This window comes from Streptomyces sp. NPDC020681 (assembly GCF_044334895.1).
Taxonomy (GTDB): domain Bacteria; phylum Actinomycetota; class Actinomycetes; order Streptomycetales; family Streptomycetaceae; genus Streptomyces.
This window is the reverse complement of the sequence record NZ_JBIRTX010000057.1, coordinates 1-8,705: the sequence shown is the minus strand read 5'-3', so window position 1 is coordinate 8,705 and position 8,705 is coordinate 1. Positions and strand designations below refer to the sequence as shown.

The following is an 8,705-nucleotide window of genomic DNA, read 5'->3' as shown; positions in this document are numbered from 1 at the left end:
AACAACCCAGACCCTTCGCCTGGACCAAGACCGCCGACCAGATCCTCGACAAAGTCGCCTCATACTGCCGACGAATCTCCGACTCAGGTCACTAGCGCCGCGACAACAAAGAAGCCCAGCAGGAGGATGGTGAACTGGTCGCCTACCGCCAATCGCCCGATCTTGCCCTCCGGTGCTATGCGGCCCTTCTGGCCCGCCGGAACAACACCCCGTGGGCGATCCGACCATGGAAATTGAACCATTTCCTCGCCTCATCATTGTCCGGGAATGGGTAATCGGCGCCGAGCTGCCGGGCGACAGCCAGCCCCGAGATAAAGCAGTGCTCCTGGCTATTGATGGTAGTGTGGGCCCCGCAGAACCAGGTCCGTCGGCGTCCCTGAAAGAAGGCCAGCAAATTGAGCAACACTGCGGTATGGCGAACGTCGTGAACCACATGCTGGAAGCGCAGACGAGCCAGGATCTTTTTCTCGTCGATAGGTTGGACTGCGTTGCATGTGACCAGGCACGGGCGGTCTGAGCTGTGCGCCCACGGCTGCTGGTTGTGCATGATATAGGTGATCTCATAATTGTCGGACGCTGAACCGTGATGCAGTACGTAGGTGCTACGGGTCTCGGACACCTTCATTTCGTCCACTGGCAGCACCGAGCCGTCCGTGTGTACCACCGCGTGGTCGTGGATGGTGTTCTCGTAGCGCATCCGGCCGAGCAGCGCGTGCTCGGCGCGGGATGGTTGCTCCAGGAGCCGCAGCGCATGGTTGGCATTGCATGCCAGGATCACCTGATCGAAGCGTTCCCGCCCGCCAACGCTGTCGTACACGGTGACGCCTTGCTCGTCCCTGGCAATCCGGGTCACCTCCCGGCTCAGGTGGATTTGGTCTCGGAACGGCTCAGTCACGCGGCTGTAGAACGCGCGGGTGCCGCCGTGCCAGGTGGTCATGGGGGTCGAGCGTTCAATGTCGAAGAAGTCCAGGTACCGCGAGAACAGCGATGCTGGCATGTCGAACACGCTAGTGGCCAGGACAAAGTTGATAAACATCGGTTTGAGGACTTTGACGCGGAACTCCGGTGAGATTTTCCAGAGGTCCAGCATCCGGCCCATGCTGACATAGTTGAACGGATTCATCGACGCCAACAGCAGCGACGGCCTTGCGTTGAGCACGTTGAAGCGGGACAGGAACTTGAGCAGACTCGAGAACCTGGCGAAGTCATCGGCCAGGGCGTGCTTCAGTGGCGAGTCGTAGTCGTGGGCATGGATGTCTTCACCGTAGCGGACAACGTAGTTGAACATGGTCGGAACTAGATCGATGCCGCACCTTCGTAGCATCTCCGTGTAATGGTGGTAGGCCGAGACGATGCATGCGGTCACCGAGATGTCGACTGGTATCGGCGGAGCATTGTGCTGCGGCACGTCGACAGTGACCGCATTACCGCCTATGCGCGACTCCTTCTCGTACACCTGGATCTCAAACCGATCCGGGTGGCGGTGCAATGCCCAGGCCGCAGCCAAGCCGGAGATCCCGCCGCCGATAATGCCGATGCGTTGGACCATGTCGATTCGCTCCTTCCGGTGACGTGTCTATCAGTAGATGGACGGCAGGAATAGCGCACTAAAGTGCACCACTTGTGCCCGATTGTCTCGCTCGGTGGTGTCCAGCACTTCAAATCTTCCAGCTCAGCAGCAGGCCCACGGTCATCTCCCGGAAGGTCGCGCGCCTCTCCCGTCAGCGAAGACAGTCGGCCGCGCGGTCGATGAACTACTCGAACCGCTTCAGGTGTCGCTACTGCGCTGCAGGGCTGATGCGTTCTCAGATAAGGCGCTGGGAAGAGGAGCAGGGCTGTACGAGGACGTCGAGCATGAGGGGTCGCTTTCCTCGCCCTCAACCGGGCCAACCCTCCGAATCGGCCCACAGCCACGCGATCAACTCGTCTCGCCGGCTAAGAACGCATCATCCCTGACTGCGCTACGGTGCTGCGGAGGTTGTCGGCTACTGATCGCGAGCCACCCTCCGACATGAGGGCGGCGGTCTCCGTTATCCCTGCAGGCTCTCTCTGCCACGTTGACCAGCACCGGCATCAGCCAGCTCACGTTCCGCAACCACCCGTGTCGGAACAGAGGTGAGCAATCCAAATCTGGAACGACTGGGTCACCTGACCCCCGAAAAGGTTGCCAGCATGACGAATTCTCAGGCACCTGACCCCAGGGTGGCGACCGCACTTGATCGGCGGCACGCCGCTATTGTCGCTGCCACACTGATCGGGCCGCTGGCGCTACCCACGCTGGTCTGTTACTTCTGGATATGCCTTCAGTACTACGACGGCCTTTTGGTCTTCCCATCCGGCCGGATACTCGCCCAGATACCGGCGCCGACCCTGACGGCAGCGGCAATCTTCGTCGGCTGGCTCTTGTTCCAGGCGGCTTTGCAGGTATCGGCCCCCGGCAAATGGGTCGCAGGGCAGCCGCTCGCCAATGGGAGCCGTCTGCGCTACCGGATCAATGGCTGGGCGAGCTGGTGGTGCAGTGTGGCGGTGCTCGCCGGTCTGGTCGGACTGAGCTGGGTTAGACCGACGATCCTCGCCGAACAGTTCGGTCCGCTCATCACCACAGGCACGATTTTCACGTACCTGATCGCAGGTTGTCTCTACTGGCACGGCAGAAGGCAGGCCGGCGCCGAGCGAAACGGGATCTACGACTTCTGGAACGGCACCGCGCTCAATCCTCGAATAGGGAACTTTGATCTCAAGCTGTTCTGCGAAGCCAGACCGGGCCTGATCGGATGGGTCGCGCTCGACCTGTCACTGGCAGCCAAACAGCACCAGGACTACGGGCACGTCACCGTTCCGATGATCCTCATCTGCGCCTTTCAGGTCTGGTATGTCGCGGATTACTTCTGGCACGAAGAGGCAATACTGAGCACCTGGGACATCAAGCACGAGAAATTCGGCTGGATGCTCTGCTGGGGTGACCTCGTCTGGGTGCCGTTCACCTACTCGATACAGGCGTACTATCTGGTTGGCCGCCCAGAACAGCCGCCCGGGTGGGCCCTCGTCAGCTTTGTCCTCCTCAACGCAGCAGGCTATGTGGTGTTTCGAGGTGCGAACCTCCAGAAGCACCGGTTCAGGAAGGACCCATCGGCGATCGTCTGGGGCAAGCAGGCCAAATTTCTCGCGACGAAGACAGGCCATTCGCTACTTGCCTCTGGTTGGTGGGGGCTTGTGCGCCATCCGAACTATCTTGGTGACCTCCTGATGGGGCTGGCGTGGTGTCTGCTTTGTGGCTTTCGTAGCCCACTGCCGTACTTCTACATCGTCTTTCTGACGGTTCTGCTCGTCCATCGCGAACGTCGGGACGATGCCCTGTGCTCCGCCCGCTACGGAGCCGTCTGGGACGCCTACCGGGCCCGGGTGCCGCGCCGAATCGTCCCCGGCGTGTATTGACTCGGCTATTCATGTCCAAGCCCGGAGACCTTCTGGTTGTCAACCGGGGCGAACCTTCGTCTCGCTGCCTCAGCGCCCGGGAGGGTGATGGTCAGTCGAGCCGCGCCTGCCACATAGATCACTTTGGCGGAGACGTGTTCGGCCGCGTCACCCGTGAGGAACGCGAAGGTGTTGGACACGCCGGCATAGAGTGCCCGCACGCTGGACTGGGCTCTCCCCGGCGGCGGTGTTCTTGTTGGCCTCGAAGCTCATCCTGGCGCGGACTGCAGCGGTGCAGGTCGTGTCAGTGGTGATCAAAACGGCTTACCGCATTGGCGGTGATTTCCGAACGTGCCTGCTTCGATGACCAGGTCTTGGCGAGGATCTGATCCCGTCAACGGGTTGGGAACAGCTCAAAGATCCATCTGATCGCGGAAGGTCGCGGTTGCCCGTCTCGGTCGAATCTCCGAGCGAATACCCATGACAGCCAGCCCCTCACCCTGTGGTCTTTGGCGTACCACAGGCGGAGCGGGAGCTGGCCAAGGGGCAGGCCGCGCGCGGCTGGCAGGACCAGTGTCGCGTACGAGCTGAAGTGGCCCCGGCAAGATTTCCGTGGCGCCGGGATGTGCCACCATGCGCCGGTGACGCCCCGTCACGGGTGGCGGCGTCGGAGGTGGGCCACCAGGATCACGCGGTGGCGCAGGTGGGGACGCCTGCGCTGCCGGCCATGAGTCTCTTCTGGCATCAAAGGTCGGTGACGCGTCCCTCATTGACGCCGGAGTTGAACGTGGTGGTGATGCCCCGCACGACCGCTGACTGGTCCTCACGGATGGCCTTGGTCAGGTTGGCCAGGGCCGACAGGCAGCAGGACATGAGTTGCTCGAGCCAGCCCGGCAGCGGCGCGACGTCGCGGGCATCGAGCATGGCGGCGAATTGGCGCACCAAGTCGTGGGTGCGCTTCAGCTCCGGGCAGTGCACGAGTAGCCGTTGCAGCCGGTTCGGAGGCGTGCAGGCCGCGTCGGGAGGCTGCGGTGATGATCCAGCAGGTGCCCCTCCCGGGGCGAGGGCGGTCGTTCGCGCGGTGTGTCAATCGGCAGGCCGCGGCGCAGCGGCGCGACGGCCAGCTTGACCCGGTGATAATGGCCGCGGTTACCCTTGGCGACCACCTCCGGGTGCAGCGCCGTCGCGGAGTGTTCGCCCTCCTCCCAGCGCAGACGCAGGTACTCCAAGTACAGATCGAGGCTCGTCGGCCAGCGTGGGCGGGTCCGCCGTACGCACTTGTGCCAGTTGGTGGCGCGGGCGTACTTCCGCACTGTGCGCCAGTCCAGCCCGAGCTCGCGGGCTGCCGCGTTGGTCGAACGGCCGGTGTCGGTCACCGCGTGTACCGCTTCGTACAGCCGCTTGGCGTGGCGGCGGGCGGCGGTATCCGCCCGGTCGGACGGCACCCCAGAAGTCGCGAGCCACGGTCCCGGTTCAGGAGCGGGCAATGCGCTCAGCAGACAGCTGCGATGCACAGCGGCTACTCCGGCACCCGCTACGGCGGCCACTGCCACAGATGAAAACGACCACTGCCCTGCGGTGCGTCTGGAGCGCCCTGGATCTTGCGCTGCCGTCAGACCAACGAGCCGGCCCGGAAGAACACCTCAACCCCGGGATGCCCGTGCAGCCACTCGGCCAGCTGCTGGGCGTCTTGTCCCGCCCACAGCGCGATCGGCAGCCGGGTATCGACCATCCACCAACAGGGCGCCGTAGACGTCTGCGTGCAGCCGGCCGGTGCAGTGGCGGAAAGACTCCCGCCGGGGCAGCGGCCGCAGCGGCTTCAAGCGCATGTACTCGCGGTTCGTGGCCCTGCGGATCCGGCCCGCCGGACGCGAGATCCAAAACACCGAAGGTCCCGAGCTGTCGGTGCGGCGACCGCTGGCCGATTGGCGTCCCCCGAAGGGGCGGCGCCGAGCCTCTACCGGTACCGGGTCTCCCGCGAACTGCAGTTACTCCTTGCGGTCTGGATCGGCGCCTGCCGCACCTGTCACCGCAACACGCCAGAACCCATACCACCTGACCAAGCCCCTCTAGTCACGGAGCGTCGAGGGGATCTACTCCAACACCCCCTGCCGAGTGCATTGAGGCCGAGCCGGGGCCGGCCTGTCGTTCTTCGACGTGAACGGCAAATCGCTTCGACGGTCCGGGCGCCGGACGCAGGGTGCGCTTAAGTGTGTAGTCGGCCGACGGCAAGGCCAGCGTGCGGCGATGGAAAAGCCGTGCGATCATGAGTGCCGTCATAACCTCACCGAGGGATGCGCCGATGCATCGGTGAGTGCCCCGACCGAAGGGCGTGTACGCCCCCCTGGCAAGGTGTTCTGCTCGCGGAGCGGAATACCGGTCGATGTCGAACAAAGACGGATTCGGGAAGTATTCCTCCATCAGGTGGGGAACAGCGATCGCGAAAAAGACATCGGCGTCGGCGGGTATCTGGCGTCCATCGAACACGAACTCAGAGGTCGTCTTGCGGTGTAGGCCAACTGCCACCGGCCACAACCGTATCGTTTCCATAATCGCTCCGTTGGTGGCAACCATGGAGCGCACCGCGGCAACGTTCACGGGCCGCCCGTCGAAGAGTTGGTCGGCCTCCGCGACGACGCGCTCGAGTACATCCGGGTGCTTGAGGATCGCATAAACGGTACTGGCGAGCCCGTTGGCGACCGTGTCCATCCCAGCGAGGTACGGAAACAACGCGAGCAGGTTCAGATCCTCCTGCGCCACCAGGTCAGGCTCGGCGGCATGCAGTTGCCGGAGCGTCGATAGGAGTGGCGGAAGTTCGGCTCCGGATTCCTGGTCGGACAGGATGGAGTCGACGTACTTCCGCCCCAAGGCGTGAACCCGATTGCGCGCTCGAAGGTAGCGGGGCAGCTTCAGCCACAGCGCGGGCCGCAGCCCGGCGAAGACCACCGAGATGATTTGGCTCCAGAAGTAGCGCAGGTCCTCAACGGTCTCGGACGGGACAGGCACGGTCAGCAAAGAACCGAGCTGGTCGACCACCAGGTCCTGGCTCGCGCGCATCACGCGGACCCGGGCGCCGCGTGGCCAGTCACGATCGAGCAGCGTGTCCAGGCGCGCGACCAGTTCCTCGAAGCGGCCGTCCATAACAGCGTCGGAGTACTCGTTCTTAAGCGCGCTGCGCAGCCGCAGATGGCGCTCGCCGTCGAGGCCGATCAGTGAGCGTTTTCAGCTTCGCCACTCCAGGGTGAGGACGGCCTTGGCGACCTCGGCTGGGCCCGCCGGGCACAGCGGCTTAGTTTGTGAGGAGTTGGCGGGTGGTCACCTCGCTGAGCGGCCGGTCCTGCACTTCGGGGCGGAAGGTGGTCGTAGGGGAGGGGGCAGGAAGCCTGCTCGGAGTACCATCCCTGCGAGGTCCCTCAGGTCGGCGCTCCGCAACCCCTGCAGTGGCGCAGCCGTATGGGGCATCCACGTAGAGAGGGCAGAGGGGAATGAGCGTGGCGGAGAGCTGGTCCCGCGTGATGAATCTTCTTCGGCAGCACGCCCCGGCCGATCACGCGGATCTGCCTGGGCCCGCTAAGGAGCAGATGCTCGCGGCCGCCGAGGAACGGATGGGTATCTCCCTCCCTCAGGATCTGCGGGCGTGGCTGCTGCAGAACAACCTGGATCTTCCTGAGGAAGATGTGGACGACGATGTGGCATGTTGCGGCTTCGCCGGGTTCCCGGATGAGGCAAAGTTCTTTCTGGGCATCCGGGCGATGGAGAAGCTCTACGCGAACCGCTACATGTCCGGTGGATTCGACCCTCCGGACCAGCCGGACAATCCGTTCTGGCGTAATGAGTGGATCCCGTTCCTGTCGGACCAGGACGGCTGGATGGGAAAGTTCATCGACGCGCGGGACGGGCGGATCGGCAGTTGGTTCGTGGGTGATATCACGACCACGGGCGAGTACGAATCACTGGCTCACTATTTCGACTCCGTGGCGGAGATGCTGACGAAGATCGCCGATGGAAACTATCCGGTCTGTGAGGTCGCCGAAGGGCGACTCGTCTGGTCGTGAGACAAAAGACCGGCCGCGTCGGTCCCACTGGATGACCGTCATCGCCAAAGCCGTCCTCCCTGGGGAGGCGACGGTGAAGAAGCATTTTCAGCGTTGACGCTCCAGGGTGAGAATGGCCGCGGCGATGGCCGTCATGCGGTTGGGACTGACGCGGGCTTTGCGGAAGACGTGCCAGGACTTCAGTCTCGCGACGCTTCGTTCGACTGGTGCTCGTGCCGCTGACAGGGCCCGGTTGACCGTCCGCTGGGTCGGGCTGAGGTCCTGGTGCGGAAGTCGCCTGATCGGCGTGGTCACCCAGGAGCCGGCCCCGATGTAGGCGCGGTCGGCAAGGACCGGAATGCCCTGGCGCTCGCAGATCCGGATGACTCGGTGGGTGCGGGCCGCGGTCAGGTCATGGGTGCGGCCGGACAGGGCGGGTGAGATCCACAGCAGGTTGCCTGCGGGATCGGCAACTACCTGCACGTTCACGCCGTGGCGGCGGTGCTTGTGGGAGAAGTCGGCCCGGCCGTCACCGACGCGGTCGCACTCGGCGAGTGTTCCGTCGAGCAGGACGTACTCGGGATCGCTCTCCCGCAGGGCACGCAGCAGCCCCGGCGCCCGCCGGGACAGGTGACCGACGAGGGCCGCCACGTAGGCGTGGGCGGTGCCGACGGATATGCCGAAACCGGCGGCGATCTGCGCGAGCGTGTCGTGTCGGCGCAAGTAGACCAGGCCGACGAGAGCGCGCTGGTGAGGCGGGAGCTTGCAGCGGCGGTCACCCTCACGGGTGGCGATGAGCATGGTTACCCACTCGACCAGAGCATGCGGCAGGTCGAGTGCGGCACGATAGGGAACCAACGAGACTCCTGCGCTGCTGAGTTGAGACGTCGAACACCTCTCTCAACGGCACAGGAGCCTCGTGCGTTGCGGGAGACCAGCCCGTCACCCGGTCGGTGGCCACTCTGAAAACGCTCATTCTTCATCGGGCTGCGAGCCTGCCTGCGCCAGAGGAAACGAGCTGGCCAGGCCCTCAGGGCGTCGGCGAGGCAACGGGAACCCGTGGGTTATCGCACATAAGACCGTCCTACCTTCTTGGTCGGGTTGAGCGAACCATTCGTAGGGTTGGCTCGCCCAGGGGTGTCGAGTGTGGCTTTAAGAGGTCCTAAGCTTGGCGTTTAACCGCGCAGGTCACCCGACCTGCTGATCTGCGGTTCTTTCCGGGACAGCGGAGGCGGCCGTTCTCCACGCTTCGAGATG

At 64.1% G+C, this 8,705-nt stretch carries 7 protein-coding genes and 1 pseudogene; 3 read left to right on the top strand and 5 right to left on the bottom strand.

What is annotated here, in order from left to right; genetic code table 11:
* Positions 1-175: 175 nt before the first annotated feature.
* Positions 176-1,549 carry an FAD-dependent oxidoreductase gene (locus ACH4YL_RS40490; RefSeq protein WP_398512547.1) on the bottom strand — a complete coding sequence of 458 codons (1,374 nt, stop codon included), beginning with the start codon at positions 1,547-1,549 and terminating at the stop codon, positions 176-178.
* A gap of 623 nt (positions 1,550-2,172) precedes the next feature.
* Here ACH4YL_RS40490 and ACH4YL_RS40485 point away from each other — a divergent pair.
* Positions 2,173-3,435 (top strand): DUF1295 domain-containing protein, encoded by a 1,263-nt coding sequence (locus ACH4YL_RS40485; protein ID WP_398512546.1) that lies wholly within the window; start codon positions 2,173-2,175, stop codon positions 3,433-3,435.
* Positions 3,436-4,158: 723 nt separating this feature from the next.
* Here the strand turns inward: ACH4YL_RS40485 and ACH4YL_RS40480 are convergent.
* Together ACH4YL_RS40480 and ACH4YL_RS40475 are read right to left on the bottom strand one after the other, a co-directional pair.
* On the bottom strand, positions 4,159-4,356 hold the full coding sequence (locus ACH4YL_RS40480) for a hypothetical protein (protein ID WP_398512545.1): 198 nt from the start codon (positions 4,354-4,356) through the stop codon (positions 4,159-4,161).
* A 17-nt stretch (positions 4,357-4,373) separates the two neighbouring features.
* On the bottom strand, positions 4,374-4,859 hold the full coding sequence (locus tag ACH4YL_RS40475) for a hypothetical protein (RefSeq protein WP_398512544.1): 486 nt from the start codon (positions 4,857-4,859) through the stop codon (positions 4,374-4,376).
* Between the two features lie 319 nt (positions 4,860-5,178).
* Here ACH4YL_RS40475 and ACH4YL_RS40470 point away from each other — a divergent pair.
* A pseudogene (locus ACH4YL_RS40470) lies at positions 5,179-5,343 on the top strand (IS701 family transposase); the annotation flags it as partial.
* Between the two features lie 144 nt (positions 5,344-5,487).
* Here the strand turns inward: ACH4YL_RS40470 and ACH4YL_RS40465 are convergent.
* The gene (locus ACH4YL_RS40465; RefSeq protein WP_398512543.1) at positions 5,488-6,555 is read right to left on the bottom strand and encodes a cytochrome P450; all 1,068 of its coding nucleotides are present in this window, start codon (positions 6,553-6,555) and stop codon (positions 5,488-5,490) included.
* A gap of 344 nt (positions 6,556-6,899) precedes the next feature.
* On the opposite strand from ACH4YL_RS40465, the gene ACH4YL_RS40460 reads away from it, so the two are divergent.
* Positions 6,900-7,469 carry an SMI1/KNR4 family protein gene (locus ACH4YL_RS40460; RefSeq protein ID WP_398512542.1) on the top strand — a complete coding sequence of 190 codons (570 nt, stop codon included), beginning with the start codon at positions 6,900-6,902 and terminating at the stop codon, positions 7,467-7,469.
* An 87-nt stretch (positions 7,470-7,556) separates the two neighbouring features.
* Here ACH4YL_RS40460 and ACH4YL_RS40455 read toward each other — a convergent pair whose 3' ends face one another.
* Positions 7,557-8,306 carry a transposase family protein gene (locus tag ACH4YL_RS40455; protein WP_398512541.1) on the bottom strand — a complete coding sequence of 250 codons (750 nt, stop codon included), beginning with the start codon at positions 8,304-8,306 and terminating at the stop codon, positions 7,557-7,559.
* Positions 8,307-8,705 lie beyond the last annotated feature (399 nt).

What these genes read in the sequence shown, in the direction of transcription:
- ACH4YL_RS40465 (WP_398512543.1), bottom strand. Translation starts at nt 6,555, where the DNA reads ATGGACGGCCGCTTCGAGGAACTGGTCGCGCGCCTGGACACGCTGCTC.
- ACH4YL_RS40485 (WP_398512546.1), top strand. Translation starts at nt 2,173, where the DNA reads ATGACGAATTCTCAGGCACCTGACCCCAGGGTGGCGACCGCACTTGAT.
- ACH4YL_RS40490 (WP_398512547.1), bottom strand. Translation starts at nt 1,549, where the DNA reads ATGGTCCAACGCATCGGCATTATCGGCGGCGGGATCTCCGGCTTGGCT.
- ACH4YL_RS40460 (WP_398512542.1), top strand. Translation starts at nt 6,900, where the DNA reads ATGAGCGTGGCGGAGAGCTGGTCCCGCGTGATGAATCTTCTTCGGCAG.